This window comes from Mycolicibacterium helvum (assembly GCF_010731895.1).
Taxonomy (GTDB): domain Bacteria; phylum Actinomycetota; class Actinomycetes; order Mycobacteriales; family Mycobacteriaceae; genus Mycobacterium; species Mycobacterium helvum.
This window is the reverse complement of the sequence record NZ_AP022596.1, coordinates 63,135-89,638: the sequence shown is the minus strand read 5'-3', so window position 1 is coordinate 89,638 and position 26,504 is coordinate 63,135. Positions and strand designations below refer to the sequence as shown.

General features: G+C 66.5%; 24 protein-coding genes and 1 tRNA gene. 12 read left to right on the top strand and 13 right to left on the bottom strand.

Translation table 11 applies throughout. From position 1 onward, the window contains the following. Positions 1-101 precede the first annotated feature (101 nt). Positions 102-1,484 (top strand): glycine--tRNA ligase, encoded by a 1,383-nt coding sequence (locus G6N38_RS00425; protein WP_246227556.1) that lies wholly within the window; start codon positions 102-104, stop codon positions 1,482-1,484. Here G6N38_RS00425 and G6N38_RS00420 read toward each other — a convergent pair. After that, positions 1,481-3,535: a TPM domain-containing protein gene (locus G6N38_RS00420; RefSeq protein ID WP_163745748.1), complete on the bottom strand. Its 2,055-nt coding sequence runs from the start codon at positions 3,533-3,535 to the stop codon at positions 1,481-1,483. The genes G6N38_RS00425 and G6N38_RS00420 overlap by 4 nt on opposite strands. Between G6N38_RS00420 and G6N38_RS00415 the strand changes: the two genes are divergently transcribed. From G6N38_RS00415 to G6N38_RS00405, 3 genes are read left to right on the top strand one after another with little or no spacing between them, the layout of a single operon-like run. After that, positions 3,534-4,823: a deoxyguanosinetriphosphate triphosphohydrolase gene (locus tag G6N38_RS00415; RefSeq protein WP_407662878.1), complete on the top strand. Its 1,290-nt coding sequence runs from the start codon at positions 3,534-3,536 to the stop codon at positions 4,821-4,823. The genes G6N38_RS00420 and G6N38_RS00415 overlap by 2 nt on opposite strands. A gap of 9 nt (positions 4,824-4,832) precedes the next feature. Further along, positions 4,833-6,767, top strand: a complete 1,935-nt coding sequence (dnaG, locus tag G6N38_RS00410; protein ID WP_163745746.1) for a DNA primase — start codon at positions 4,833-4,835, stop codon at positions 6,765-6,767. Between the two features lie 55 nt (positions 6,768-6,822). Continuing rightward, the gene (locus tag G6N38_RS00405) at positions 6,823-7,140 is read left to right on the top strand and encodes a DUF7155 family protein (RefSeq protein ID WP_163745745.1); all 318 of its coding nucleotides are present in this window, start codon (positions 6,823-6,825) and stop codon (positions 7,138-7,140) included. Between the two features lie 78 nt (positions 7,141-7,218). Here the strand turns inward: G6N38_RS00405 and G6N38_RS00400 are convergent, their stop codons facing one another. Continuing rightward, entirely contained in the window at positions 7,219-7,467 is a 249-nt protein-coding gene (locus G6N38_RS00400; protein WP_163745744.1) for a hypothetical protein, read from the bottom strand. A 153-nt stretch (positions 7,468-7,620) separates the two neighbouring features. Here G6N38_RS00400 and G6N38_RS00395 point away from each other — a divergent pair. Then, positions 7,621-7,693, top strand: a tRNA-Asn gene (locus G6N38_RS00395). Positions 7,694-7,716: 23 nt separating this feature from the next. Here the strand turns inward: G6N38_RS00395 and G6N38_RS00390 are convergent. The 4 genes from G6N38_RS00390 to G6N38_RS00375 all read right to left on the bottom strand — a co-directional run bounded on the left by G6N38_RS00390 (position 7,717) and on the right by G6N38_RS00375 (position 11,237). Beyond that, positions 7,717-7,980: a cytochrome C oxidase subunit IV family protein gene (locus tag G6N38_RS00390; protein ID WP_163745743.1), complete on the bottom strand. Its 264-nt coding sequence runs from the start codon at positions 7,978-7,980 to the stop codon at positions 7,717-7,719. Further along, entirely contained in the window at positions 7,980-8,564 is a 585-nt protein-coding gene (locus G6N38_RS00385) for a cytochrome c oxidase subunit 3 (protein WP_163745742.1), read from the bottom strand. Before G6N38_RS00385 ends, G6N38_RS00390 begins: the two co-directional genes overlap by 1 nt. Beyond that, complete coding sequence (locus G6N38_RS00380; protein ID WP_163751712.1) at positions 8,561-9,217, bottom strand: hypothetical protein; 657 nt, start codon at positions 9,215-9,217, stop codon at positions 8,561-8,563. Before G6N38_RS00380 ends, G6N38_RS00385 begins: the two co-directional genes overlap by 4 nt. Before the next feature lie 106 nt (positions 9,218-9,323). After that, positions 9,324-11,237, bottom strand: a complete 1,914-nt coding sequence (locus G6N38_RS00375; protein WP_163745741.1) for an acyl-CoA dehydrogenase family protein — start codon at positions 11,235-11,237, stop codon at positions 9,324-9,326. A 219-nt stretch (positions 11,238-11,456) separates the two neighbouring features. Between G6N38_RS00375 and G6N38_RS00370 the strand changes: the two genes are divergently transcribed. After that, positions 11,457-12,344 carry a bestrophin family protein gene (locus G6N38_RS00370; RefSeq protein ID WP_163745740.1) on the top strand — a complete coding sequence of 296 codons (888 nt, stop codon included), beginning with the start codon at positions 11,457-11,459 and terminating at the stop codon, positions 12,342-12,344. A 54-nt stretch (positions 12,345-12,398) separates the two neighbouring features. Here the strand turns inward: G6N38_RS00370 and G6N38_RS00365 are convergent, their stop codons facing one another. After that, positions 12,399-13,646, bottom strand: a complete 1,248-nt coding sequence (locus G6N38_RS00365) for an MFS transporter (protein WP_163745739.1) — start codon at positions 13,644-13,646, stop codon at positions 12,399-12,401. A 32-nt stretch (positions 13,647-13,678) separates the two neighbouring features. Then, a complete protein-coding gene (locus G6N38_RS00360) occupies positions 13,679-14,143 on the bottom strand; it encodes a MarR family winged helix-turn-helix transcriptional regulator (protein WP_407662876.1) in 465 nt (154 codons plus the stop codon). 135 nt (positions 14,144-14,278) lie between these two features. Here G6N38_RS00360 and G6N38_RS00355 point away from each other — a divergent pair, with 135 nt between their 5' ends. Together G6N38_RS00355 and G6N38_RS00350 are read left to right on the top strand one after the other, a co-directional pair. After that, on the top strand, positions 14,279-16,330 hold the full coding sequence (locus tag G6N38_RS00355; protein ID WP_197748115.1) for an ATP-binding cassette domain-containing protein: 2,052 nt from the start codon (positions 14,279-14,281) through the stop codon (positions 16,328-16,330). After that, positions 16,327-17,151: a CbiQ family ECF transporter T component gene (locus tag G6N38_RS00350; RefSeq protein WP_163745737.1), complete on the top strand. Its 825-nt coding sequence runs from the start codon at positions 16,327-16,329 to the stop codon at positions 17,149-17,151. Before G6N38_RS00355 ends, G6N38_RS00350 begins: the two co-directional genes overlap by 4 nt. On the opposite strand, the gene G6N38_RS00345 is transcribed toward G6N38_RS00350, so the two are convergent. The 3 genes from G6N38_RS00345 to G6N38_RS00335 are packed head-to-tail and all read right to left on the bottom strand — an operon-like array spanning position 17,148 to position 20,099. Continuing rightward, positions 17,148-18,392, bottom strand: a complete 1,245-nt coding sequence (locus G6N38_RS00345) for an ABC transporter substrate-binding protein (RefSeq protein WP_163751710.1) — start codon at positions 18,390-18,392, stop codon at positions 17,148-17,150. The genes G6N38_RS00350 and G6N38_RS00345 overlap by 4 nt on opposite strands. 26 nt (positions 18,393-18,418) lie before the next feature. Beyond that, positions 18,419-19,231, bottom strand: coding sequence for a carbohydrate ABC transporter permease (locus G6N38_RS00340; protein ID WP_163745736.1), 813 nt, complete (start codon positions 19,229-19,231; stop codon positions 18,419-18,421). After that, entirely contained in the window at positions 19,218-20,099 is an 882-nt protein-coding gene (locus tag G6N38_RS00335; protein WP_163745735.1) for a carbohydrate ABC transporter permease, read from the bottom strand. Before G6N38_RS00335 ends, G6N38_RS00340 begins: the two co-directional genes overlap by 14 nt. A gap of 38 nt (positions 20,100-20,137) precedes the next feature. Here G6N38_RS00335 and G6N38_RS00330 point away from each other — a divergent pair, with 38 nt between their 5' ends. Genes G6N38_RS00330 through G6N38_RS00320 form a run of 3 tightly spaced genes read left to right on the top strand, consistent with a single transcriptional unit; the run spans position 20,138 to position 23,904 of the window. Next, positions 20,138-21,652: a TldD/PmbA family protein gene (locus G6N38_RS00330; protein ID WP_163745734.1), complete on the top strand. Its 1,515-nt coding sequence runs from the start codon at positions 20,138-20,140 to the stop codon at positions 21,650-21,652. 34 nt (positions 21,653-21,686) lie between these two features. Next, positions 21,687-23,048, top strand: a complete 1,362-nt coding sequence (locus G6N38_RS00325) for a metallopeptidase TldD-related protein (protein ID WP_163745733.1) — start codon at positions 21,687-21,689, stop codon at positions 23,046-23,048. 7 nt (positions 23,049-23,055) lie between these two features. Beyond that, entirely contained in the window at positions 23,056-23,904 is an 849-nt protein-coding gene (locus G6N38_RS00320) for a carboxymuconolactone decarboxylase family protein (protein WP_163745732.1), read from the top strand. Here G6N38_RS00320 and G6N38_RS00315 read toward each other — a convergent pair. Both G6N38_RS00315 and G6N38_RS00310 read right to left on the bottom strand, forming a co-directional pair. Beyond that, positions 23,901-24,464 (bottom strand): histidine phosphatase family protein, encoded by a 564-nt coding sequence (locus G6N38_RS00315; protein WP_163745731.1) that lies wholly within the window; start codon positions 24,462-24,464, stop codon positions 23,901-23,903. The genes G6N38_RS00320 and G6N38_RS00315 overlap by 4 nt on opposite strands. Positions 24,465-24,475: 11 nt before the next feature. Then, positions 24,476-25,531, bottom strand: a complete 1,056-nt coding sequence (locus G6N38_RS00310) for a threonine aldolase family protein (protein WP_163745730.1) — start codon at positions 25,529-25,531, stop codon at positions 24,476-24,478. Between the two features lie 76 nt (positions 25,532-25,607). Between G6N38_RS00310 and G6N38_RS00305 the strand changes: the two genes are divergently transcribed. Further along, on the top strand, positions 25,608-26,105 hold the full coding sequence (locus tag G6N38_RS00305) for a GAF domain-containing protein (protein WP_163745729.1): 498 nt from the start codon (positions 25,608-25,610) through the stop codon (positions 26,103-26,105). Positions 26,106-26,504 lie beyond the last annotated feature (399 nt).

The following is a 26,504-nucleotide window of genomic DNA, read 5'->3' as shown; positions in this document are numbered from 1 at the left end:
CGATGACGCATGTCAAAAGTCGGTTTGGCGTGTCGTTAGGCTGTATGGGCTGTTGCACGTCCGCAGAATGCGTCTGTCAATAGATAGGAGTGGCACCCACCGTGGCGTCCGTCATCGATTCCGTCGTCAATCTGGCCAAGCGTCGTGGTTTGGTCTACCCAGCCGGCGAGATTTACGGCGGCACCAAGTCGGCATGGGACTACGGCCCGCTAGGCGTCGAGCTCAAGGAGAACATCAAGCGCCAGTGGTGGCGCTCGGTGGTGACCGGCCGCGACGACGTCGTCGGCCTGGACAGCTCGATCATCCTGCCGCGCGAGGTGTGGGTTGCCTCCGGTCACGTCGAGGTGTTCAACGATCCGCTCATCGAGTGCCTGAACTGCCACAAGCGTCATCGCCAGGATCACCTGCAAGAGGCCTACGCCGAGAAGAAGGGACTCGCGGACCCCGAATCGGTCCCGATGGCCGACATCGTCTGCCCGGACTGCGGCACCAAGGGTCAGTGGACCGAGCCTCGCGAATTCAACATGATGCTCAAGACCTACCTCGGGCCGATCGAATCCGAGGAAGGCCTGCACTACTTGCGCCCGGAGACCGCGCAGGGCATCTTCGTGAACTTCGCCAATGTGGTGACGACCTCGCGCAAGAAGCCGCCGTTCGGCATCGGCCAGATCGGCAAGAGCTTCCGCAACGAGATCACCCCGGGCAACTTCATCTTCCGCACCCGCGAGTTCGAACAGATGGAGATGGAGTTCTTCGTCGAACCCGACACCGCGCCGGAATGGCACAAGTACTGGATCGACACTCGGCTGCGGTGGTACATCGACCTTGGCATCAATCGCGACAACCTGAGGCTCTTCGAGCATCCCAAGGAGAAACTGTCGCACTACTCGGCCGGCACCACCGATATCGAGTACAAGTTCGGCTTTCAGGGCAACCCGTGGGGCGAGCTCGAAGGTATCGCCAACCGCACTGACTTCGACCTCAAGACGCACTCGGAGCATTCGGGGACCGACCTGTCGTTCTACGACCAGGCTGCCGACACCCGCTACATCCCCTACGTCATCGAACCCGCAGCGGGACTTACCCGTTCGTTCATGGCGTTCCTTGTCGACGCCTACGCCGAGGATGAGGCGCCCAACGCCAAGGGCGGGGTGGATAAGCGTACGGTGCTGCGGCTGGACCCGCGGCTGGCGCCGGTCAAGGCCGCGGTGCTGCCGTTGTCCCGGCACGCCGACCTCAGCCCGAAGGCCAAGGACCTGGCCGCGGAACTGCGTAAGTACTGGAACATCGAGTTCGACGACGCCGGTGCGATCGGCCGACGCTATCGCCGCCAGGACGAGATCGGCACGCCCTATTGTGTGACAGTCGATTTCGACACTCTCGACGACCACGCGGTCACCGTGCGTGAGCGCGACGAGATGACGCAGGAACGCATCGGCATCGATTCGGTCGTCGACTACCTGGCCACCCGGCTCAAGGGCTAGAAGCGGCCGCCGCCGCCGAGCATCCCGCCCCCGGAGGATCCCGATGATCCGCCGTAGGTGCTCGACGTCCATCCACCGCCGCCACTGCTCGAGGTCGATCCGCCGCCACTGCTCGAGGTCGATCCGCCGCCACTGCGGTATCTGGGGCTTGAAGCCCCGTTCGCAAGGGCGCGGAGGATGATTCCGCCGACCATCGCGGCCGTCTCGACCGGATCTCTCTGTCCGGCGTTGTTATTCATATATCTCTGCTGGGTCCACTCGACGTCGTCGTTGGCTAACTGCTGGGCCTGAGCGGCCAGCCTCGACGCACCGTTGGCGTGCGCAATGGCCTCGGTGATGTTTGTCTTCTGCTTTGCCTGTGCAGCCTCCAGTTGGCGTGCTGCCTCGCTGAGTCGAGTCCGGGCCTCGGGACCGACGCTCCCGCGGCGGGTATCGATGTAGTCGGTCACCGAGCGCACCCGCGACTCCGCGGTGAACAGCGCCTTGTCGAACGAACGGCTGAGCCGCTCGGCAGTTGCGCGCTCCTGCGTCACGCCGGCCAGCAGCCGGTCCAGCTCGGCGTCGGCCTGGGTCAACTGGGTGAATGCTCCCAGCGGATCGGCGCTCCCGTTCGCCTGCGCGGCGGCAACGGCTGCCACTGCGGCATCGCGCCCCTTCGTCAGCTCTTCGGCGTTGGACAGTCCGCCCTGGGTTAGCTGGGCCACGGCCTCGTTGATGCCCTGCTGCGTGTCGTCGATGGCGGCCGGCAGGGTGGCCACCGCGCGCCGGATGTCGCTTGCCGCACTGTCCACCGCATCGAGTATCGAACCGGCTTGCTGCAGAGCGGCTTCCGCGGCGCGCACACAGTCGACCAGTTCACTCTGCCCACCGGTTGCCGGTCTGGCCACCAACTCGCGGGCGCGGCTGATCGAGTGGTCGGCGAAGTCCAGCCGCTCCTTGGCGGCGTCGGCGTTGCGGGCCACCGACACGAGCGCGGTCTCGGCGAATTCACCATGCAGCTGGGTCAGCTTTGCCTTAGCGGGGTCAATGCGGGCGCTGATGTCCACCAACTTCTGGGTCAGACTGTCGAGCCGGTCGGGGGCATTGATGACTAGATCCCGGAGTTCGTGGAACGACTTCGTCTGGGCGTCCAGTTCGCGGTTGGCTCGCGCGGCCGCGACCACGACCCGGGTGAGCAGATTACGGCGATCTTCCGGCGTTTCGAAATATTCGTCGTCGAGTACGAGGCGCACATTGAACGCCTGTTGCAGTGTGGACTTCGCGTTCTCGACGGCCCTTTTGAACCGATCTGTCTGTTGGTGGTTGAATTCCTCGGCAGCCAATGCCAATTCGTTGGTGCTGGTACGCACCGCGTTGTCGACATCGACGACGATCGATCGGGACAGTTCGTCAAGCACGTCGAGGGGGACCGCGGCCAGCGCCTTGGCGTTGGTCGGGTCCACTCGCTTGGCGGCCGCTAGCTGGGCTTCGTGCCGCTTGCGTGAGCGCCGGTAGCTCCACAACAGCAGCGCTGAGATCGCCAGCACAATGACCGCCAGAACAATCAGTAGCGGCTTCAACCAGGATCTGTTGGAACTGCCGGTGCCGACAGTGGTCAGCCCATCAGCCGCAGCAATCGCAGCATCCGCCCAGTGGTCGTTGTGCAGCGCGGGCTCGATCTTGTCGCGGCGCAGTGCATCGACTTCCGCCGCAGCGCCACCGACCGCGTCGGATGGCACCTGGAAGTAATACGAGCGGTCTAGGACTGCCACTGCCAGAATTGCGTCGAAATCGCCGAGATCACTGGCCTGTCGGGTCGCCTGAGTCCAGCCCATGCTGGTCTGAGGCGAAAAGGAGCGGACGTAGACCACCCAGAGACGAATGTGCCGGTCGCGATACAGCGCGTCGACCGCCTGCTGCACTTCGGTGAGCTGATTGTGGGTCAGGATGCCGAGATCGTCGGTGACGTAGTTCGGCAGCCGGAATGGCGGGTCGGCCACCGCGGCGGGCGCGACCAAGGTGGCAGCGGTCAGGATGGCCGCAAGCAGGCTGAGCACACGAGTGAGGCGCATGAGCGTCAAATGTAGTAGGGCTGGGCTGGCAGACTATGCCTCGGTGAGGACGAATGAGCATGGCCAGTACGACGAGGCCGACCGTGAGCGGGTGGTGGATGAACCCCCGAAGACTGCCGGGCTGCCCGGTACGTCGACCGAGCACCGCACCGATTTCGCCCGCGACCGCGCGCGCGTGCTGCATTGCGCTGCGTTTCGCCGGCTGGCCGACAAGACCCAGGTGGTCGGACCCCGGGAGAGTGAGAACCCCCGCACCCGGCTGACCCACTCGCTGGAGGTCGCTCAGATCGGGCGAGGCATGGCGGTGCCGCTGGGCTGTGATCCCGACCTGGTGGACATGGCCGGACTGGCCCACGACATCGGTCACCCGCCGTACGGCCACAACGGCGAACGCGCCCTCGACGAGTTCGCGGCCGCCTGCGGCGGATTCGAAGGCAACGCCCAGAACTTCCGGATCCTGACCCGCATCGAGCCCAAAGTGCTTGATGGGCAGGGTCGTAGCGTCGGACTGAACCTGACCCGCGCGGCGTTGGACGCGGTCACGAAATACCCGTGGTTCCGTGGTGAGCGCGGACGCAAGTTCGGTTTCTACCAAGACGACCGGGCGCTCGCCGACTGGGTGCGGACAAGCGCACAGTCGCAGCGGCCCTGTCTGGAGTCCCAGGTGATGGACTGGGCCGACGATGTCGCCTACTCGGTGCACGACGTCGAGGACGGTGTGGTGTCGGGCCGGATCGACCTGCGGGTGCTGGCCGACGACGACGCCGCGGCGGCGTTGGGCCGGCTGGGGGAGTCCAGCGGTGTGAGCGCCGACGATCTGGAGGCCGCGGCGCGCCGGCTGTCCCAGCTGCCGGTGGTGGCCGGCATCGGCAAGTACGACGGGACCCTCGCGGCGTCGGTCGCACTCAAGCGGCTGACCAGTGAACTGGTGGGCCGGTTCGCCTCGGCGGCGGTGCGGCTCACCCACGACCAGGCCGGGCCGCAGCCGCTGGTGCGTTATCAGGCTGATCTGCAGGTGCCGGCGACGGTCCGGGCCGAGGTCGCGCTGCTCAAGACGCTGGCTCTGCAATTCATCATGTCCGACCCACGGCACCTCGAACTGCAGGCACGGCAGCGGGAGCGCATTCACCAGGTGGCGCATTGGTTGCTCGACGGCGCGCCAGCGACGCTGGATCCGGTGTTCGCGCCCGAATTCAACGGCGCTGCCGACGACGCCGCCCGGATGCGCGTTGTTGTCGATCAGATCGCGTCCTTCACCGAAGGCCGGCTGGAGCGCATCGAGCTCTAGACTGTGCCGATGGTGACAGCGGTAAGCGGGAGCGGGGACCGAAAGGGCCGCATCTCCGAACGCGATATCGCCGCCATCCGCGAACAAGTCCGCATCGAAGACGTCGTCGGCGACTACGTCCAGTTGCGCCGCGCCGGTGCCGATTCGATGAAGGGTTTGTGCCCGTTCCACGACGAGAAATCGCCGTCGTTCCATGTGCGCCCCAACCACGGCCACTTCCACTGCTTCGGCTGTGGGGAGGGCGGTGACGTCTACGCCTTCATCCTGAAGATCGAACACGTCAGCTTCGTCGAAGCCGTGGAGATGCTGGCCGACCGCATCGGCTACACCGTGACCTACAGCGGCGGCGGCACGAGCGTGCAGCGCGACCGCGGCAGCCGCAGCCGGCTGACCGCCGCGAACGCCGCCGCGCAGGAGTTTTATGCTGCCGCACTGGAATCCGAGGAAGCCGCGCCGGCCAGGAATTACCTCACCGAGCGCAACTTCGACGCCGCCGCGGCGCGGCAGTTCGGCTGCGGATTCGCGCCGTCGGGCTGGGATTCGCTGACCAAGCATCTGATCCGAAAAGGCTTCGAGTTCAAGGAACTCGAAGCCGCCGGGTTGTCCCGGGAGGGCAGGCGCGGTCCGATGGACCGCTTCCACCGCAGGCTGCTGTGGCCGATTCGCAGCGCCAGCGGCGAGGTCGTCGGCTTCGGCGCGCGCCGGATCTTCGACGATGACCAGATGGAAGCCAAGTACGTCAATACCCCAGAAACCGTGCTGTACAAGAAGTCCAACGTCTTGTTCGGCATCGACTTGGCCAAACGGGACATCGCCAAGGGCCATCAAGCCGTCGTCGTCGAGGGCTACACCGATGTGATGGCCATGCACCTGGCCGGGGTGACCACCGCGGTCGCCTCCTGCGGCACGGCGTTCGGCGACGAACACCTGTCGATGCTGCGACGACTGATGATGGATGACAAGTTCTTTCGCGGCGAACTGATCTACGTGTTCGACGGAGACGCAGCCGGCCGCGCGGCCGCCCTGAAGGCGTTCGCGGGTGAACAGAACCTGGCGGGCCAGAGTTTCGTGGCCGTCGCGGCCGACGGCATGGACCCGTGCGATCTGCGGCTGGCGCAGGGCGACACGGCGCTGCGCGATCTGGTGGCCCGGCGCACGCCGCTGTTCGAGTTCGCCATCCGCACCGCGCTGGCCGAGCACGACCTTGACATGGCTGAGGGCCGGGTGGCGGCGTTACGTCGGTGCGTGCCGATGGTCGCCCAGATCAAGGACCCGACGTTGCGCGACGAGTACGCCCGCCAGCTCGCCGGCTGGGTCGGCTGGGAGGATGTCGCCCAGGTGATCGCACGGGTCCGTGAGGAGGCCGGCCACAAGCCTGGGGCCCGAGGCGACAACCGGCGCGCGGCCGCTGGGGGGCCCAAACCGGTTGCCGATGGTGCGGCCCGCCGTCCTGACCCTCGCGATCCGACGCTGTGGCCGCAACGTGAAGCGCTCAAGGCCGCGCTGCAGTATCCCGCGCTGGCGGGACCGGTCTTCGATTCGCTGACCGTGGAGAGCTTCACCCATCCCGGTTATGCCGCGGTGCGCACCGCGATCGAGGTGGCCGGTGGGACGTCGTCGGGCATGACCGGCGGTCAGTGGATCGATACGGTGCGCGAACAGAGCGGCGCCGCTGCGACAGAAGGCCTGATCATGGAGCTCGGGGTGGAGACGATCCGGGTCGAGGACGAGGAGAAACTGCCCCGCTACATCGGCAGTGTGCTGGCCCGGCTGCAGGAGGTCTGGGTGGGCCGCCAAGTCGCCGAGGTCAAGTCCAAGCTGCAGCGGATGTCGCCGGTGGAACAGGGAGACGAATATCACGCCTTGTTCGGCGATCTGGTGGCGCTGGAGGCGTATCGGCGCAGCCTGCTGGAACAAGCGAGCGGCGACGACCTGACTGCGTGAGAAGAGTCAGCAGGCTATGGTTAACGGACTGCCTGTCTGGAGCGAAAGGTCAGATATGACTACCGCGAATACTCGTGCTCGGCGTATCGCCGTTGTTGGCGCGCTCGCCGTGGCTGCGGCTGCGGTCCCGGCTGTGGCTGCACTGACCGCCCCGACCGCGTCGGCGAACCCCGGCGGCACCTGCTTGGCGTGGTTCGGTTCCCGCGGCGACGGGCAGTGCCTGAGCTACTCGAACAACAACGTCAGCGTGGGCACCCCGCAGCTCGGCGTCTGGGGCCCGGACGCGGGCGGCCCGGGTTACGGTGGCGGCGGTATCGGTGTCAGCACTGGCCCGCTGCTGCCGGGTCAGACCATCAGCATTCCGCTGGGCTAATCGTCGGTCGGTCGTCGAGACCGACACGAGGGCTGTGATTCTCTTCTACTGACGACCCTAGGGTCGATCTCGTTGTGCCTAGTTCTCCGACCGCTGTGGTTCCACCACGGTGGTGTTGGCGTCGATTTCGGTCAGTGTGACCATCTTCGGATCCGGATCCGGTGACACCCGGTCGGCGATCTTGCGGCGCCCGGCGTCGATGACGGTTTTGGTGGCGGGATGACCGGTCAGCGCTTTATAGGTGCCGACGATCTGCTCGTAGCGCTTACGACCGGCCTTGGTGCCCAACACGTAGCCCACTCCAAGTGCGGCTAGAAACCGGATCACTGCGCTCCCTCCATCGAAACCCCGCCCCACCATCCTGCCTGACGCGACCGGGTTGGCGCCCGCCCACCCGTTTTGGCGTCGAGGGTGCCCGATAGGCTAGAGTCACTCTCCGGTCCGCATCAGCGCAAGCGCGCTGGCGCGGGAAGAAGATAGTCCCCTGTAGCTCAATTGGCAGAGCTTCCGACTGTTAATCGGACGGTTCTTGGTTCGAGTCCAAGCGGGGGAGCAAGACCTTCCAAGGCGATCGCGTCAGAGCCACAAATAAAGGCCGGACAGCAGCGCCCATAGCGTCACCCAGTACACCTCGAACGCCACCCGCAACGGAATCGGGGCGTGCCGCAATTCCATGAAGTCCAGGCCCACCAGCCGCACCTTGATCGCCGCGATCGCCAACACGGCGACCGCGACCAGGGACCCGGTGCCGTGGTCGGCGCCCAGTGCAAACGAGGCGAGGGTGGCGGCGACCAGGATCAGCCAGCTCACGCCGGCGCGGTTACGCACGTACTGCAACATCAGCTCACCAGGTACAGGAGTGGGAACAAGACGATCCACAACAGGTCCACCAGGTGCCAGAAGCAGCCGCCGCCCTCGATCACCGCAAGCCGGGTGGCCGAGAGTTCGGTCCGCCGGGTCTGGGTGAACATCAACGTCAGCACCAGGAGCCCGATGAGGACGTGCAGCAGGTGCAGCCCGGTCAGGATGAAGTAGTAGAGGTAGAAGTGGTTGGCGCCCGGCCCATGCCCGGCAGTGCCCAGCAAGACGTACTCGGTCACCTTCAGGGCCACGAACGCGACACCGCAGCCGATCGCGATCAGCAGCGCGCGGGCGGCAATCGAGCGCGCACCGGTGCGGATGGCGCCGATCGCGGCCACCACGAACAGCGAGCTGGTCAGCAGCACCAGCGTGTTGACCAGGCCGATGTTGACATGCAAAGTCTTGCGCGCCACGTCGAAAACTTCTGGTGCCTTGGATCTTTCGACCATGAAGGTTGCGAAGAACACGGCGAACACCAGCATGTCGCCGAACAGGAATACCCACGTGCCCTGTTCGCCGGGAATGCGTCGCGCGCTGGCTGGTGGTTGTCCCACCGCCGTCATTGTGCTTCGGCGAGCTGCTGGGCCTTGATGCCGCGGTTCAGCACGTAGGTTGTCGAGAACATCCATATCGTCAGCGCCGCACCCGGAATGTAGAACGCGAATACCCCGTGCCAGGCCAGTGGGCCGTCATTGAACACCACGACCACGCACCCCGGCAGCGACAGCAGGGCCACCCACAGGTTGAGGTAGCCGTACCAGCGCGGGAACGTCTGCGGCTCGGTCTTGTCGATGAAGGACGCGATCGCCAGGGTGATGTTTTGCACGATGATCGTCCCGACGATGCCGATGAACATCAGCCAGAACACGTCGTTGAGTGCCTGGGTGATATCCGGTGGCCGGGATTCGGGACGGAATGCAGCCGCCGCCATGATCAGGAACGGAAACAGCAGGGCGGGAACGAAAATCGTCGCGGCGAACAGCTGCGTGATCGACAGCATGCCCCACTGCCCTTCGATGCGGCGGATGCGCAGCACGATGGTGGCCAGGAACGGTAGCGCGATCACCGACGTCAGCAGGCACCCGGCGACGCCGATGCGGATCCAGATCTTGTGGTCGATGTAGAAGTCGGCGATCTCCTCGGGAGACGCGACAGGTGACAGCGGCGGAAACATCCGCGCTATCCCCGAAAGGCTCGTCCCGTACAGCACGATCATGATGGTCCCGCACCACGCGCCGATGCGTTGCAGCGTCAATTCCACGGCGGCGACGTTACGGGGTCAGCGCCGGTGTTTTGTCAAAATTGTCAAAACAACCGGCCTGCTAGTCCAGCTGCTCGGGGTGCAGCATCGCCGCGTAGCGCAGCTGCTCGGGGACCCCGAATCCGTCGACCAGCAGTTCGGCATACGGCCGCAGCGCCCGGCAGCGTTCGTTGATGCCGCGAGTGACGGCCTTGGCTCGCTCGGTGGACAGGAAGCGGTGTTCGACGAACCAGGCCTTGTCGTCTTCGATCACCGAGAGCGCGTACAGGTCGCACACCAACCCGAGAATGGTGCGGGCTTCCTCGTCCTCGCAGGCATCGATACCCGCGACGAATGCCTCGAGCACGATTCGGTCGATGTGCGCCTTGGCGGTGTGCAGCACGTGATCTTGCACCGCGTTGAACGCATCGAACGCCGACATCTCCTTGGACTTGCTCTGCAACCGTCGGGCTACTGACGAGAGCAGATACTGCTCGCGGTCCTCGAACATCTTCACCTGGGTGCCGCGGTTGAACAGGCTGCCTTCCTCTTCGTTGTCCTGGCGCGAGTCGACGATGGTCTGCATGATCGTCTCGGCGGCAGTCCTTTTCAGCACCCGGTCGCCGGCGAAGTTAGCGGCGAAGCGCACCCATTCCACCGGGCTCATGCTCTTGATGTCGTCGGCGTAGGCGGTCAGCAGTTCTTTGGCAACCAGCTGGGTCAGTACGTGGTTGTCACCCTCGAAGGTGGTGAACACGTCGGTGTCGGCGCGCAGGGCGATCAGCCGGTTCTCGGCGAGATAGCCTGCGCCGCCACATGCTTCACGGGCTTCCTGGATCGCGGCGCTGGCATGCCAGGTGTTGGCTGCCTTCAGGCCTGCGGCACGGGACTCCAGCTCGCGCTGCTCCTCGGCGTCAGCGCTGTCCGCGGTCTGTACATCGTGCAGCTTGGCCACCAACTCGTTCTGGGCGAACTGCAGCGCGTACGAGCGGGCGATGAGCGGGAAGAGGCGGCGCTGATGGGCCAGATAGTCCATGATCAGCACCTCGTCCTCGTCGCCCGGGGCGCTGAACTGCTTGCGCTGCAGGGCATATCGCACGGCGATGTCCAGGGCCACCCGAGCCGAGGCGGCCGCACTGCCGCCGACGGTGACCCGGCCGCGGATCAAGGTCCCCAGCATGGTGAAGAAGCGTCGGTTGGGGTTCTCGATCGGCGAGGAGTACGTGCCGTCGGGGGCGACATCGGCGTACTTGTTCAGCAGGTTCTCCCGCGGAACGCGGACGTGGTCGAACATGATGCGGCCGTTGTCGACGCCGGGCAGCCCGCCCTTGTAGAGGCAGTCCGACGTGGTCACGCCCGGCAGGTCGTTTCCGTCCTCGTCGCGGATCGGCACCACGAAACAGTGCACGCCATGCGTTTCGCCGCCGGTGATCAGCTGAGCGAAAACCGCTGACACCCGGGCGGTTTCGGCCGCGCCGCCGATGTAGTCCTTGCGTGAGGACGGCGTGGGGGAGTTGATCACGAACTCTTCGGTTGCCGGGTCGTAGGTGGCGGTCGTCTCCAGCGACTGCACGTCGCTGCCGTGTCCGGTTTCGGTCATCCCAAAACAGCCCAACAGGTCCAGATCGATGATGCGCTGCACGTAGGCCTTGTGGTGGCGCTCGGTGCCGAGGTTCTCGATGGCGCCACCGAACAGCCCCCACTGCACCCCGGCCTTGACCATCAGGGACAGGTCGGACATTGCGAGCATCTCGATGCGGACAACCGCTGCGCCGACATCGCCGTTGCCGCCGTGCTCTTTTCGGAACCCGTCCTCGGCGGCGCCGGCCGCGGCCATGATCTTCATCTGCTCGGCCACTTTCGCGCGGGCGATGGCGGTGTTGGGGGTGTAGTGCGGCCGGAAAACCTCGGCGGCCAGTTCGGCGCGCACTTCGTTCTTGACGTCGCGCCAGCGGCCGTCGAGGGCGTTTCGCAGGTGTTCCGCAGTGGTGGTCATCCCCCGAAAGTATCCCCGCGGCCCTTTCCGTAAACGCGGATGTGGCAAACGCAGGCCAACCTCAATGAATGTGAGCCGGCCGCCTGGCGTTCAATGGCCACACGCCACTCCGCACGCCGGAGCCGGCGCTGCGGTCGGGTGCTCGGCGAAGATGCGTTCATCGTGGCGGGCCCGCCGTATCTGCCCGACCTGGGCCGGCCCAGGTAATACGCTGACGCGGTGATTCGTAGCGTCGGGAAGCTGGGCCCACTCAAGGTGTCGTGGCTGGTATGCCAGCAGATGCGATGGGATCTGCTGGCGATCGTTGTGGTGGCCGCCGCACTGATCCCCATTCCCGATCCCACCCAGATCGACTACGCCGCAGCCGTGCTGTCCGTACTGGGCATCGGCGCTTCGGTGTTCATCGGCTTTCGCAACACCACCGCCTACAACCGATGGTGGGAGGCCCGCACGCTGTGGGGCAACATCATCATCAACTCCCGCGCGACCCACAACACCCTGTGTTCGGTGGACTCCGGTGCGCCCGAGATGACCCCCATCCTGGACCGGATGCGCCGGCGGCAGGTCCGGTACTCCTGGCAGCTCGCCGCCGAGCTGCGTGGCGTCACCCCGGTTCCCGGGGTCGTCGAGTTGACGCCGGAGGATCCTGCCGACGCCACCGCCGTCGACCTGATGACCCGCCAGGCCGTCGACATTCAGGCGCTGTCGGCCGCGGGCAGTATCGACAACCAGGCCCGCGTCATGCTGATGAGCGTCAACACCGCGCTGGTGAGCGCGCAGAGCGGCCTGGAGCGCATCCGCAACGAGCCGATCCCGCTGCAGTACGAGATCTTCATTCGCTCGCTGGCCTGGTTCTTCGCGGTGATGGCTTTCAGCCGGTTGGACGGGTCCGCCCACCCCTATGCCGGCGTCGTGATCGGACTGCTACTGATGGTGGTGTTCATCGGCGCCGAACGACTCGGGCACTTCATCGAGACACCGATGAGCAACAGCATCTTCGACATTGCGATGTACCGGTTCTGCAGTGTGATCTCCGGCAACCTGCTCGGCGCCGGCCATCCGCTCGCTCAGCCCAGGGAGGGGCCGAAGGCCACCATCTGGATGTGAGCGTTCACGGCACTGGGCGACAATGTTCTCGCCGGCCGCGGTTTCCCGCGCCGCTCAGCTGTCGCTGCCGATGGTCACCGCAGTGGCCTGCTCGGTGATCTCCTCCAACGCATCTTCCCCGGTGATCCCCGATTCGCTTCGCTCCTGCCCACCGGAAGTGTCAAGAGCGCCCAGATGCCGGGCCGTCAGAGCAAGGACGCCGGCGCCGGCCAGCACTGCACCCGCGCCCACCCAGAACGGCAGGTGCACGCTGACCCGTTCGCCCAGCACCCCAGCCAGCCACGGCGCGGCGGCAGCGCCGCCAAATCGCATGAAGCTGTACGCGGCCGAGGCCACCCCGCGCTCGACGGGCGCGGCCTTCATCACGGTCTCGGTGATCAGCGTGTTGTTGATACCGATGAACAGACCGGCGACCACCACACATGCGGCCAGGACGGCCTTGTCGTCGGTGGCCACCGCCATCACCGCCAATAACGCAGAGAAACACAGCAGATTGATCACCAGCACCCGCACGGTGCCGAAGCGGTGCTGCAGCCTGGGTGCGACCACCACTGAGGTGAACGCCAGGCACAGGCCCCAGCCGAAGAAGATCAGCCCGATCTCATGGGCGGTCATGTCGAGCGGGAACGGTGTGAACGCCAGCAGCGTGAAGAACCCAAAGTTGTACAGCAGAGCGGTGATTGCGACGCCGAGCAGGCCACGGTGCCGCAGCGCTCGGAACGGATCGGCCAATGTCGTCACCCGTTGCGGGCGCGGCGTTTCGGGTAGCAGCAGGGTCGTCACCACCAGTGCGACCGCCATCAGTGCAGACACCCCGAAGAACGGTCCGCGCCACGAGATCGAACCCAGCACACCGCCGACCAGTGGGCCGACCGCGATGCCCAGACCCAGCGCCGCCTCGTAGAGGATGATGGCTTGGGCCACCGAGCCGCGCGCGGAGTTGACGATGGTGGCCAGCGCGGTCGCGATGAACAGCGCATTACCCAGGCCCCACAGTGCGCGCCAGCCGACGATGCCCATCACGGTGTCGCTCATCCCGGCCAGTCCGGCGCCGGCGATGATGATCACCAGGCCTAGCAGCAGTGTGCGTTTCGGGCCGATGCGGCTGGACACCACGCCGGTGATCAGCATCGCCACACCCATGACAGCCATGTAGCTGGTGAACAGCAGTGACACCTGTGACGGGGTGGCGTCGAGATTGTCGGCGATGGGTTTCAGGATCGGGTCGACGAGCCCGATGCCCATGAAGGCGACGACGGATGCGAACGCGACTGCCCAAACGGCCCTGGGTTGACGCCACATGAGTGGCTCACTCCTCACTATTTCGGGCCTCACTACTTCGGGGAGGTGTCGAGGTCGTCGAGCAGGCGATGCAGTGCTCCGATGGCGGTCGACAGAACTTCGCGGTCTTCGTCAGACAACCGCTCGATGCGTGGGTCGATCACCGCGGCGCGGTCTGCCCGGACCTGAGCCAGGATCGTCTGGCCCTTTCCGGTGATGTGGATGCGGACGGCGCGCGCATCACCAGGATCGGGGGTGCGGGCCACCAGGCCGGCGTCCTCCAGACGGCGGACCTGGGTGGTCATCGTCGGTTGGGAACAGTGGTCGAGTTCGGCCAGATCGGAAATACGGGCTTCGCCCTGGTCGTCGATGGTGCCGAGCAGTCGGGCCTGCGCCCAGGGCAGCGGCAGCCGGATGCGCTGGGTGGCCAGCCGGTTGAGCCTCGCGACCACCGTGAGTAGCTCGGATCCCAGTCCTGATGCGGCACCGGGCCGTTCCTGGGTGGGCGTCGGATTCATACCTCCCATATTTACATAGAAATACTATGTTGTCGCCTAGCGGCCTGGTGGCCTTCCTCACAGGATGTCCACAGGTGGCCTGGCGGCGGCAGGTCGACCCGACTGCCCGGTCGCAACGGCTGGCAGAATCGGGTGATGACCGCGACCAGACCGGAGGCTACTGCGGCGCAGCCCTCCGAGTCAGCGGTCGATCGCCGCCGAAGTGGCGCGCTGTCACCGGTGGAGATGGCCCAGGCCTCCGTGATGGCCGCACTCGCGGCCGCATTGTCGATTATTGCCGTCGTCGTTCCGTTTGCCGGGGGACTGTCGCTGCTGACCACCGTTCCGATGGGACTGCTCGGTTACCGCTACCGGCTGCGCGTGCTGGTGGCCGCGACGTTCGCGGCGAGTGTCGTCGCGTTCCTGATCGCTGGTGTCAGCGGGTTGATGGTGGTGGTCAACTGCGCCTACGTGGGTGGGCTGGCCGGCATCATGAAACGCCGTGGGCGCGGCACCCCCACCGTCATCGCCGTGGGCCTGGTGGCCGGCGTGGTCTTCGGGCTCTTCATCGTCGCCGCGCTGACCGTTCTGGTGCGGCTGCGCTCCTTGACCTTCTCAGCGATGACCGCGAATTTCGACGGCGTCGTGTCGGTGGTGTCGCACTTCGAGCCGTTCCGGCCGGCGGCCCAAGACGCCAGGCACCTCTTCGGTGTCGCGCTGCAGTACTGGCCGCTGCTGTTGATGGTCTACGCGATGTTCTCGATCATGATCGTGACGTTGGTCGGGTGGTGGGCACTGTCGCGGGTACTGGATCGGCTCAGCGGTATCCCCGACGTGCACAAGCTCGAGACCCCCGACGAAACCGGGCCTGTCGCACCGGTTCCGGTGCGGCTGGTCGACGCCCGCTTTCGTTACCCCAACGCCACGCACGACGCGCTGCGACCGCTCAGCCTGACTGTCGACGCGGGAGAGGACGTGGCGATCACCGGAGCCAACGGGTCCGGGAAGACCACGCTGATGCTGCTGCTGTCCGGGCGTGAACCCACCTCCGGCGTGATCGAGCGCCCCGGTGCGGTCGGTCTCGGTCAGCTGGGCGGGACGGCGGTCATCATGCAGCATCCCGAAAGTCAAGTACTGGGAACGCGAGTCGCCGACGACGTCGTCTGGGGTCTGCCACCGGGAACGGAGACCGACGTGGCGGGACTGCTCGGCGAGGTCGGCCTGGCCGGCATGGAGGAGCGCGACACCGGCGGATTGTCCGGTGGCGAGCTGCAGCGCCTGGCGGTCGCCGCCGCGCTGGCGCGTCAGCCGTCGCTGCTGATCGCCGACGAGGTCACCAGCATGGTTGATCAACGCGGGCGGGAGGCCTTGCTGAGCGTGCTGTCCGGCCTTACCGAACGCCACAAGATGGCGCTGGTGCAGATCACCCACTACAACAACGAGGCCGATACCGCCGACCGGATCGTCAAGCTCAGCGAGTCGCAGGACAACGCTCACTTGGTCGAGAGCACCGCCGCACCCACGCCGACGGTCAACGCCGCGCCGGGTGGGGCTGAGCCGGTACTGCAGCTCGAGCATGTCGGCCACGAATATGCCAGTGGCACACCGTGGTCCAAGGCTGCTCTGCACGATATCGACTTCACCGTCCACGAAGGCGAAGGCGTCCTGATCCACGGTGGCAACGGTTCGGGAAAGTCCACTCTGGCCTGGATCATGGCGGGGCTGACCACGCCGACCACCGGCTCCTGCCTGGTGCGCGGACGCCCCGCGTCGGAGTGCGTCGGCGACGTGGCGATCGCATTCCAGGCCGCCCGGCTGCAGCTGATGCGCAGCCGCGTGGACACCGAAGTCGCTTCTGCGGCCGGGTTTTCACCCCACGACAGCGCCCGGGTGGGTGCCGCACTGGCGAAGGTTGGGTTGGACGCGTCGCTGGCGGGGCGCCGGATCGACCAGCTCTCCGGTGGGCAGATGCGCCGGGTGGTGATGGCCGGGCTGCTGGCCCGCTCGCCGCAGGCACTTATCCTCGACGAGCCGCTGGCCGGGCTCGATGCTGCCAGTCAGCGCGGCCTACTGCGGCTGCTCAGCGATCTGCGCCGCAACAGTGGCCTGACCGTCGTGGTGATCTCGCACGACTTCGTCGGCTTGGAAGAACTGTGTCCGCGCACCCTGCATCTGCGCGAGGGCGTGCTGACCGAGGGGTCGTCATGACGACTGCACGTCAAACCCGCCCGGTGGTGCTGCTGCGTCCGGTACCCGGCACCTCGCCGATCCACGAGCTGTGGGCGGGCACCAAAATAATTGTCGTCCTCGGGTTTTCGGCCCTGCTGGCGTTCTACCCGGACTGGGTGCCACTGGCGCTGGTCACGATCGGAATAGGCATCGCGATCCGGCTGGCGCGAATCCCGCGCGGCGCTGTGCCGTCGGTGCCCAGGTGGCTGTGGATTCTGCTGCTGCTGGGCGCCGTCACCGCGACAATCGGAGGCGGGTCCCCGGAATTCCACCTGGGGCCCTACGGCATCGCGCTTGGTGGCCTCCTGAAATTTGTGCGCTTCACCGTGGTGTCGATCGTGCTATTGGCGCTGGGCATGTTGGTGTCGTGGACGACGAACGTCGCCGATGTCGCACCCGCGGTGGCGCGACTGGGCCGGCCGCTGAAGGTCTTCGGTATCCCGGTCGACGACTGGGCGGTCGCACTTGCCCTGTCGCTGCGGGCTTTTCCGATGCTGCTCGACGAGTTCCGGTTGCTCTACGCGGCGCGTCGGCTGCGGCCACCACCAGTGCTGACCAGCCGGCGGGCCCGACGCCGGCGCTGGTCCATCGAGATGGTGGATCTGCTGGCAGCGGGAATCACGGTCGCACTGCGCCGCGCTGACGAGATGGGCGATGCGATCACCACACGTGGCGGGACCGGCATGATTTCGGCGGCACCGTCGCGCCCGCGACGGGCCGACTGGGTGGTACTGACCGTCTCGGCGGTGGTGTGTGTGGTGTCGGTGGTTCTCCAGGCGACAGTGCTCGCCGGGATCTAACGCGCGGCGGCGGCGTTGGCGGCCCGCTGGGCGGCGGCAAGTGACTCGGGCACGGGCGTTCTGCCCAGGAACATCTCGTCAAAATAAGGCTTGATCGCCTGATACCCGGCGGCGAAACCGGCCCCACCCGGCGCCGCGATGCGCGGACCGTCGAGCACCGTGAAGAACGGCCGCACGTCCACCCCCTTGGCCGACCAGTAGTCGAAATAGACCGCCTGGGCCGGCAGCACCGCAGGGATGGCTGCACCGTGGCGGCCGACATACTCGTTGCCTCGGGTGCCGCCCAGCCAGGCCAGCACCTGGCGTACTGCCTCAGGATGGCGGCTGGCCGGATTGCCCGCGGCGACAATGCCGTTGGTGACGCTGACCCGGCCCGCAGGTCCGGCCGGCAGCAGCGCAACACCCCAGCGGAACGTCGCGCGCTCCGCCACCTGGGCCAGGTTGTAGGTGCCGGATTGGAACAGCGCCATCCGACCGGACAGGAACTGGTTGCGGGAGAAGTCGCCGTTGTCGTTGGTGTCCGACGCGGGAGGGGCGACTCGATCGGTGTTGATCAGGCCGATGACGTAACGGAATGCGGTGACTGCCTGCGGGTTGTCGAAAGCGAAGCGGTCGCCGTCGGAGAATATCCCGCCCGCCGAGCCGATGTAGTTGAGGTAGATGGCCTGTAAGTCGTTGGCGGCGTTGTAGCCCCACTGCCTGCCATGAGTCAGACGCATCAGCATCGGCCGTAGGGTGTCCACACCTGGGTTGGGATCCCAGCGCAGGGTGTCCAGTTCGGCCGGTTCGACACCGTCGGCGGCCAGCAGGTCGGCGTTGTAGTACAGGGCGATTCCGGCGTCGGTCAACTGCGGAACACCCCACAACCTGCCGTCGCGGGTGAACTGGGCGACCACCGAAGGGTCCCAGTCCGGGTTGGGCTCGATGGCCATCAGCCGGTTGTTGTCGGCGTATTCGCCCAGGTTGGCGTTGTTGATCCAGAAGATGTCGTCGGCGCCGCCGCCGGCCACGTCGGTGCGCAGGGTGTCGAAGTAGCTGGCGTAGGCGACGACGTCGGTGCGCACCTCGATATCGGGATGAGTGCGGCTGAACTCCGCGAACGACTCGGTGTAGGCGGCGGCCACTGCGGGGTCCCACAGCCGCACCGTGACAATGATTTTCCCGGACGACTCGTCGGTCCGGCCCAGTACCAGTGCGCCGGCCACGAGCAGCAACGCGGCCGTGATCAGCCCGGCCAGCATCCGGGTGGAGAACCGCGGTGGCCAGCTCACTTCAGCCCCGTGACGACGATCGAGCGCACGATCTGGCGTTGGAACACCAGGAACAGCGCGATCAGCGGGACGATCGCCACCGTCGTCGCCGCCAACACCAGCGTCCACTGGGCGTTGTACTGGGTCTGTAGCCCGGCCGTCGCAACGGTCAGCACCCGCCAGGTGCCGCCGCTGGTGATGACCAGCGGCCACATGAACGAATTCCACTGACTGACAACGGTGATCAACGTCAGCGTCACCAGGATCGGCTTGCTGGCCGGCAGCACCACGTGCACGATCACGTCCAGGGTGTTGGCCCCGTCCAGGCGGGCGGCGTTGACCAGGTCGGCGGGGATGCCCCGAAAGTACTCGCGCAGCAGGAAGATCGCATACGGCGAGCCGAACAGAAACGGCAACACCAACGCCCAGAACGTGTTCCGCAACCCCAGCTCGGCCATCATCAGATAGAGCGGAATGACCGTGACGGTGCCAGGCACCATCAGCGTGGCGATGTACACCCAGAACAACGCATCGCGGCCGGCGAACTCCAAGCGGGCGAACGCGTAGCCCGCCAGTACCGAAAACGTCAGCTGCGCCAGCGTGATCATCGCTGTCATCAGCGCGGTGACCGCCAGCGCCCGGCCAAAGCCGGCGTCACCGAGCCCGGCGTAATTGGCCAGCGTCGGCGGGTTGGGCAGCGACAGCGGTGTGCCCGTGGCGAACTGCTGCGCGGAGGTGAACGACGTCAAAAGCCCCAACCCGAACGGGGCCAGGGTGATCAGCGCACCGGCCAGCAGCCCCAGGTAGATCAGCGCGTTACGTGAGGTCATAGCTGATCCGGCGGCGAAAGTAGAGATGCTGGACGATCGTTGCGCCGACCAGGATGACGAACAACACCAGCGCCATCACCGCGGCCCGCCCGATCGCCGCGGCGCCGAACGCCTCGGCGTAGATACGGTGAGCCACCAGATCGGTGCGGCCGGCCGGTCCGCCCCCGGTCAGCGCGTACACGGTGTCGAACACCTGGGCCGCGCTGACGATGCCGGTGACCGAAACGAAGAACAGCGTGGGGCGCAGCATCGGCAGGGTGATACGCCAGAACCGTTGCCAGCTCGTCGCGCCGTCGAGTCGCGCGGCGGCGTGGATCTGCGGGGGGATCGCCAGGATACCGGCCAGGAAGAACAGCGTCACGTAACCGACGTTGGTCCACACCGTCACCGCCGAGACCACCGGCAGCGCCAGCCCCGGATCGGTCAGCCATTCGATGCGGCGGTCCGCAAGGGTGCTCACCGCACCGTCGGTGGGCGCCAGGATCCAATGCCACAGCACCGCGACCGCCAGCGGCGAGCACACCCACGGCAGTACGTACACGGTGCGGAAGACGCCACTGCCCGGCAGCTCCCGGGCCAGCAGCGCGGCGGCCACCAAACCGAGGACGATCTGGGCGGGAACGACGATCGCGATGAAGACCAGCGTCACCAGCAGCGAATTGCCGAAACTGGCATCGGTGAGTACCGAGCGCCAATTATCCAGCCCCACATAGCGGATCGGGCCCAGCAGATCCCAGCGATGCAGGCTCAGCCACACCACCACCAGCATCGGCAGCAGCAGGAAGCACACCACCCCGAACAGACTCGGCGCCAACAGCGCGTACCCCAGCAGGGTGGAACGCACACGCCGAGTGGTCACCTTGGCCATTAAAGCGGGTCCGCCGACATGGCAGTTACGGTGTAGCCGTGAGTCCTCGTGATGTTGACGCCGACTTCTTGGCCCTGCCGCGCCATGCGCTCGCCGACGCCGCCCTGTCGGCGGCCCGTGCGGCCGGCGCCAGCTACGCCGACCTGCGCATCCATGCCATCACCACCGAGGTGGTGCAGCTGCGCGACGGTGAGCTGCAGAGCGCGGTCACCGACCGTGAGATCGGGTTGGCGGTGCGGGTGATCGTCGATGGCACCTGGGGGTTCGCCTCGCATGCCGAGCTGGCCCCCGAGGTTGCCGCCGACACGGCGCGGCGCGCGGTCGAGGTGGCCACCTCGCTGGCCGCGCTGAATGCCGAGCGCATCGAGCTGGCGCCCGAGCCGGTGTACGCCGATGTGACCTGGGTGTCGAGCTATGCCATCGATCCGTTCACGGTGTCGACCGCCGACAAGATCGCCGTGCTGGGGGAGTACTCGGGGCGGCTGCTGGCCAGCAACGGTGTCGACCATGTCTCGGCGACGGTGAACGCGGTCAAGGAGCAGGTGTTCTACGCCGACACCTTCGGGTCGTCGATCACCCAGCAGCGGGTGCGGGTGATGCCGGCGCTGGACGCGGTGGCCGTCGACGCCGCCGCGGGCAGCTTCGAATCGATGCGGACGCTGGCCCCGCCGATGGCCCGCGGCTGGGAGGCAGTCGCCGGTGACGACGTGTGGAACTGGAGTACCGAGCTGGCCGAGCTGCCCATCCTGCTGGCCGACAAGACGAAGGCGCCCACGGTGGTCGCCGGTCCAACCGACTTGGTGATCGATCCGACCAACCTGTGGCTGACGATTCACGAATCCATCGGGCACGCCACCGAATATGACCGCGCGATCGGTTACGAGGCGGCCTACGCGGGCACCTCGTTCGCCACCCCGGACAAGCTGAACACGATGCGTTACGGCTCGCCGGTGATGAACGTGACCGCCGACCGTACCGTCGAATACGGCTTGGCCACAATCGGATACGACGACGAAGGGGTGGCTGCCCAGAGCTGGGACCTGGTGCGCGACGGCATGTTCGTCGGCTATCAGCTGGACCGGGTGTTCGCGCCGCGGCTGGGTCAGGCCCGCTCCAACGGCTGTTCGTATGCCGACTCCGCGCACCACGTCCCGATCCAGCGGATGGCCAACGTGTCCCTGCAGCCGGGCACCGATGATCTGAGCACCGACGACCTGATCGCCCGAGTCGATGACGGCATCTACATCGTCGGAGACAAGTCCTGGTCGATCGACATGCAGCGCTACAACTTCCAATTCACCGGGCAGCGGTTCTATCAGATCAAGCACGGTCGGTTGGAAGGCCAGGTGCGTGACGTGGCCTACCAGGCCACCACCACTGACTTCTGGAATTCGATGGAAGCCGTTGGCGGCCCGTCGACCTGGCGCCTGGGTGGGGCGTTCAACTGCGGCAAGGCCCAACCCGGTCAGGTCGCCGCGGTGAGCCACGGCTGCCCGTCGGCCCTGTTCCGAGGTGTGAACGTGCTCAATACGCGGGAGGAGTCCGGCCGATGAGCGGCAGCGAAGAGGCCAAATCGGGGTGGGCCCGATGATTCCCGCACAGCAGGTAGTCGAGCTGGCGTTGCAGGCCGCTACCGTCGACGAGACCATCGTCATCGTCACCGACCGCGCCGAGGCCTCGCTGCGGTGGGCCGGCAACTCGATGACCACCAACGGCGTCTCGACAACCCGGTCAACCACCGTGATTTCCATTGTGCGCAAAGGTGATACCTCGCACACCGGGGCGATCCGCACCAGCGACGTCAACCCGGCGGCGATCGGTGCGCTGGTGGCCGCCGCCGAGCAGGCCGCGCACGCCGCTCCCGACGCCCGGGACAGCGCACCACTGCTGACCGGCACCGGTACTCCCGACGGCTGGAATGAGCCGGTGCCGCAGACCGGTGCTGCGGTGTTCGCCGAGGTCGCCGAATCGTTGTCGCGTGGCTTCGGCCGCACCGACCGGCTCTATGGCTACGCCCACCACGTCGTCGAGACGACGTTCCTGGCCACCTCCACCGGGATCCGCCGGCGCTTCACCCAGCCGACCGGCTCGGTGGAGATCAACGCCAAACGCGACGGTGCCAGCGCGTGGGCGGGGGTGAGCACGCCATGGTTCGTCGACGTCTCGACCGATGCTCTGCTCGACGACCTGGCGCTGCGGCTGGGCTGGGCGGCCCGCACCGTCGAGTTGCCCGCGGGCCGCTACGAGACGCTGATGCCGCCTTCGACGGTGGCCGACATGATGATCTACCTGGGCTGGTCGATGGACGGCCGCGGCGCCGAAGAGGGCCGCACCGCGTTGTCGGCGCCCGGCGGTGGAACCCGGGTGGGGGAGAAGCTTACCGGGCTGCCGCTGACGATGTACTCCGACCCGAACGCGGCGGGCCTTCAGTGCGCGCCGTTCGTCGCGGCCGCCAGCGGATCGGAGACGATCTCGGTGTTCGACAATGGGATGGACATCGGGCGGGTGGACTGGATCCGCGACGGCGTCATCAACGCGCTGGCCTACCCGCGGGCGGCGGCCATCGAGTTCGGGACCGCACCGGCAGTACCGGCCGACAATCTGCTGATGACCGGCGGCAGCGCCGAGCTGGCCGATATGGTGGCGGCCACCGAGCGCGGGCTGCTGCTGACCACGCTGTGGTACATCCGGACCGTCGATCCGACCACGCTGCTGCTGACCGGGCTGACTCGCGACGGCGTCTACCTGATCGAAGACGGCGAAGTCACCGCGGCGGTCAACAACTTCCGCTTCAACGAGAGCCCGCTGGATCTGCTGCGCCGGACCACCGAGGCGGGCGTGGCCGAGCCGACCCTGCCCCGGGAGTGGGGTGACTGGGCCACCCGCGCAGTGATGCCGACGCTGCGAATCCCCGACTTCCACATGTCCTCGGTCAGCCAAGCGCAATAATCCAAAGATGGCTGACCATCTTGCTGCAGTACTGACCAAGCTGGTGGTGCAGTCACCGGCCGATCAGCAGCGGTTGGTGGGACTGATCCGCGCGACATGCGGCAACACGCTGTCGCTGACGCCGCTGCCCGCGCAGACGCCGGTAAGCGCGCCGGAGACGGACGCCGAGAAGGTGGTGGCCGAGTTCGCCGAGCAGTTCTGCGTCGACGTGTCCGCGATCACCGATCGCCAGCGGGAGTCGCTGACCACCGCACTGGGGGCAGGGGTGTTCGGGGCTGTCGCGCAGATGTTCTTCGCCGACTTCCTGCCGCGGGTGCGCAACGGGCTGGAGGTGCTGGGCCTACCGGTGGGCTGGGTGCCCGAGAATCCGGTCTGGGACCCGGGCATCGACGCCGCCGACGTGTTGTTCAACCAGCTGCTGCCGGGGGTGGCGAAGCTGAAGTCGGTGGACCCGGTCACCACCGAGGTGGTCCGGCTGCGCGGGGCCGTCGCGCACGACTGCCGGCTGTGCAAGTCGCTGCGCGAGAGCAATGCGCTGGACGCCGGAGGCAGCGAGTCGATGTACGACGACATCGAGCACTTCGAGTCCTCCGAGCTGCTGACCGATGCACACAAGGCGGCGCTGCGTTACGCCGACGCGTTGATCTGGTCACCGGCGCGGATCAGCCCCGCGGTGGCTGCCGGTGTGCGGGAGCACTTCTCGCATGAGCAGGCCCGCGAGCTGACGCTGGATGTGATGCGCAACGCGAGCAACAAGATCGCGGTGTCGTTGAAGGCCGATCAGGCTCGGGTCGCCGAGGGTACCGACCGCTACAGCATCGACGCCGACGGCCAGACAGTCTTCGCCGAGCTCTAGTCCGGCTTCTGGTCGTATTCTGCGACGCGCCACACGCCGCCGACCCTGGTGAGCTTGTTCCAGCACGCGGTGCGCTGTGGCGCGTCGGTCAGGGTGGGGTCGAGCTGGCCGAGTAGCGCGCGATTGAACGCGTCGTGCGAGACGAGAACCAAAGGGCCGCTGTCATGTTCGTCGACCAGCGCGGTGAACGCGGCGATGGCTCGCTGCCGGACAGCCGCCGGCGGCTCGACTCCCGGGGCGTTGTCGATGCTGCCGAAGCGAGCGATGACCTCGGCACGCTTGGCGCCGGTGTGCGGGCCATAGTCGCGGTCGTTGAGGCGGATGTCGACGGTCGTAGGCACCCCGGCGGCGTCGGCGATCGATTGCGCGGTGGCGACCGCGCGCTGCAGCGGACTGCTGATCACAGCGGCCGGGCGTTCGTCGGCCAGCGCTTTCGCCAGTTTTTGGGCTTCGGCAATGCCGACATCGTCGAGTGGCGGATCGCTCAGGCCCCGCATGCGGTCCTCGACATTGAAAGCGGTGCGGCCGTGCCGGGCCAGATACACCGTGGTGACTGACATCCCGTCGCTCCTTAGACGATGCGATCCTGGGCTTTCGACAGTGCGTGCAGGGCGGTGTCGACGTCGTCGTCGGTGGTCGCCCACGAACAGACGAACCTTACCGCCAGCTTGTGTGGGTCGGGTGAATGCACAGCGAAGCGCTGCCGTACCGCAGACAGCGCCTCGGCGGGGAGGTCGACGAACACCTCGTTGGCCTCGGTCGGCGAGCTCAGATGCAGGCCGAGGCCGGTGATGCCGGTACTGAGCCGGGCAGCCATCGCATTGGCGTGGGCGGCCGCCTCAAGCCATACGTCGTCGGCGAGCATGGCGTCGAATTGCGCTGAGACATAACGATGTTTGCTTGCCAGATGGCCGATCTGCTTCTGGACGAACTCGATGCCGGTGAAATGCTCGGGACGGCGGACCAGGATCGCGTCGCCGAACAGCATGCCGTTCTTGGTGCCGCCGATGGTGACGATATCGGCGTCGCCGACGGCCTGGGCCGGCGGAACATCAAGGGCGGCAATCGCGTTGGCGATCCGGGAGCCGTCGATGTGGACCAGCAGGTCGAGATCGTGGGCGTGGTCGATGAATTCGGCGATGGCGTCGGGCTGCCAGAGCCGGCCGTTCTCGGTGGACTGGGTGATGGTGACGATGCGGGGCTGGGAGTGGTGGACGTCGCCGCGGCGGGTAATGCGGCGGTCCAACACGGCCGGGTCGATGATGCCATCGTCGCTTGGTAGCGCGAGAAGGCTCGCGCCGGAGACCAGGACGGGACCGCCGGCCTCGTCGAGCAGGCAATGAGCGATATCGCTGCAGAGGATTTCGTGCCAGGGCCGGACCGCAGAGGCCAGCGCGATGATGTTGGCACCGGTGCCGGTGAAGGCAAACAGGACCTCGGCGTTAGGGGAGTCGAAGAGCTCTTTGACGCGCTCGGCGGCGCGCTGGGTGATCGGGTCGCCACCGTACGACGCGGCGGTGCCATCGTTGGCGGCCAAGATCGCTTCGAGGGCCTTCGGATGTGCGGGGGCGGCGTTGTCGGAGGCGAACGCGGTGGACGCGGCAGGCACGGCAGGCACCCTGTCCATGATGTCACTGGTTGTGTCCTCACTCGTCGTGAGTGGAAGGGTTGCCCGCTCGATTGCCCGCCGTGACAATGTGGGCATGGCCGGTGCCGAACCTCACAAGACCGACACCACGGCAGGGCTCGCCCCGCTGGCGGGACGACTGGATCACCTCGCCGAGCGGCTCGGGGTGAAGTCGGTTCTGGTGATGCGCTCCGAGCCGGATTCCATGGTGGTTGCCGCCACCGCGGGTGAGGCCACGCAGCATTACACCGTCGGGGCGGCCGGTAAGAAGGCTCTCACCGATGCCACCCGGGTTCCGTTGTATTGCGAGCGCGTGGTCGACAGTGACGGCGCGGTGTTCGTCCGCGACTCCCGCGAGGACTCGACGTTCGCCGGCAACGAGGACGAGGTGGAGTTCGGCCTGCACAACTATCTCGGGCTGCCGATTCACGACGGTTCGGGCAAGGTCGTCGGGACAGTGTGCGTGCTTGACGATTCGGCGCGCGACTACACCGACGAGCAGCGCTCGGAGCTGGCCGCGTTCGCCGGTGACGTTGAGGACGTGGTCCGCGAAGACGACACCGCGCTGGGCTGAGCCGGTCCTGGTACGCCCGGGGGTTGGTGCCGTCGTCCGCGAGCTCGGCGCCAAAGACATGGACGAATTTCCTGGCCGAGTGGCCGACGGAATCACCAACGTCGCGCACGTGAGCTTTGGGCGACACGGGTAGTAATAGCGGGTGGTTGCTCAAACTCCACGTTGGGGCGACCCCTACGCCGTTAAGTTTTTCCGTGAGCACGAGGTCGACCTCGTCGAGGGCACGACGCCAACCATGCTGGTCACCCCAGGTGCCGCCCCTGACCAGGTTATCGTGTACCACAAGTGGGGGTACCTGAAATGCGTAGTCGACTACTCGACCTGTGGCGCGGACCCAGTGTGTATAAAAACGGGGCCGACACACAGACATTTGCTAGGGGGTCAATGAGCAACGCCGAG